This is a genomic window from Rhodococcus sp. T7 (assembly GCF_009872365.1).
Taxonomy (GTDB): Bacteria; Actinomycetota; Actinomycetes; order Mycobacteriales; family Mycobacteriaceae; genus Rhodococcus_F.
In genome coordinates, this window is record NZ_WXYH01000228.1 from 1 (window position 1) to 1,398 (window position 1,398).

General features: G+C 65.2%; 2 protein-coding genes. One reads left to right on the forward strand and one right to left on the reverse strand.

What is annotated here, in order from left to right:
* A protein-coding gene (locus MLGJGCBP_RS21265; RefSeq protein ID WP_160097902.1) for an IS5 family transposase occupies window positions 1-692 on the forward strand; the annotation gives its coding sequence in 2 pieces (ribosomal slippage) (window positions 1-226 and window positions 226-692; 693 coding nt annotated over the 2 pieces). This gene is flagged as partial in the annotation.
* Between the two features lie 9 nt (window positions 693-701).
* Here the strand turns inward: MLGJGCBP_RS21265 and MLGJGCBP_RS21270 are convergent.
* Window positions 702-1,196 carry an ester cyclase gene (locus tag MLGJGCBP_RS21270; protein ID WP_160097903.1) on the reverse strand — a complete coding sequence of 165 codons (495 nt, stop codon included), beginning with the start codon at window positions 1,194-1,196 and terminating at the stop codon, window positions 702-704.
* Window positions 1,197-1,398: the final 202 nt, after the last annotated feature.

Consider the following 1,398-nt stretch of genomic DNA (forward strand, 5'->3'; position numbering starts at 1 on the left):
CGGGCGGTGTTCACCGCGATCGTGTACGTGCTCACCAGCGGATGTGCGTGGCGGCACCTGCCGCCCTCGTTCGGGGTAACCGTGCCGACCGCGCATCGACGGTTCAGTGCCTGGGTGCGGGATGGGGTGTTCGAGAAACTCCATCGCGAGGTGCTCGATCGACTCGGTAGCGCGGGCGAACTCGACTGGACGGCAGCGATCCTGGACGCGGCAAGCGTGCGGGCGAAAAGGGGGGCTCACTGACGGGTCCCAGCCCGGTCGACCGCGGTAAGAAGGGATCGAAGATCCACGTCCTGTCCGAAACGAATGGAATCCCACTGGTCGTGGGCGTGACCGGGGCGAACACCCATGACAGCACGATGCTGCAACCATTGGTGGCAGCGATTCCGGGCGTGAAGTCTCGGCGCGGACCGCGCCGACGCAAGCCGGGAAAGCTTCGCGCCGACAAGGGCTACGACTACGACATGCACCGACGGTGGCTGCGCGAACGAGGCATCGTCCCGCGGATCGCCCGCCGCGGCATCGAGCGAAACGATCGCCTCGGCCGGTACCGATGGAAGATCGAACGCACCATTGCCTGGCTCACCGGCTACCGGCGCATGACCATCCGCTACGAGCGCCACGGCGAACACTTCGCCGGCTTCCTTCACCTCGCCGCCGCACTCACCTGCTTCAAGAAGCTCCCCACATGAGACACGCTCTTAGTGGGACGCTGTCCCGGCGGCAGGGGTCTTGCGTGCTCGCCGTTTGGCGAGGGCGTTTCGGATCAGGCCGGCCGGTGTCGGTGGGATCCATCCGGCTTGTTGTGCCATGCCGAGGTCGTCGCGGACGGCCCAGTGTTCGATCAACCTGCCGTCGTGGATTCGTAGCCAGTGTGTTTGGCGGACGGAGAAGGTTTTTCCGGTCGGTACGAAGGCCTGGTCCACGTGACCGTGTTCGGTGTAGGTCACGAACGGCCCGACCTGGCGGCCGGTCATGACGGTATCGAGCACGACGAGATCGTCCTCTGCCACGGCGTGCAGGATGTCGTGGTGCAACTCGGCGAAGGCACCGCGCAACCACAGCGCGGTCGCATGGAACCCTTCGGGGCCCGCGACTCTGGTGCACGGGGGTTCGGTCCGCGACTCGTGATTGATGGCGTCGGGGTGCACCAACTCCTCGAACGTGGCGTGGTCACCGTCGGCCATCATCTCCATGGCGCGCACGGCGACTGACTTAGAGCGTGTCTCATGTGGGGAGTTTCTTGAAGCAGGTGAGTGCGACGGCGAGGTGAAGGAAGCCGGCGAAGTGTTCGCCGTGGCGTTCGTAGCGGATGGTCATACGTCGGTAGCCGGTGAGCCAGGCAGATGGGTCGGCCGCGCGGCGAGGTGTCTGTGAGGCAGATCCTTTTCCTAAGAA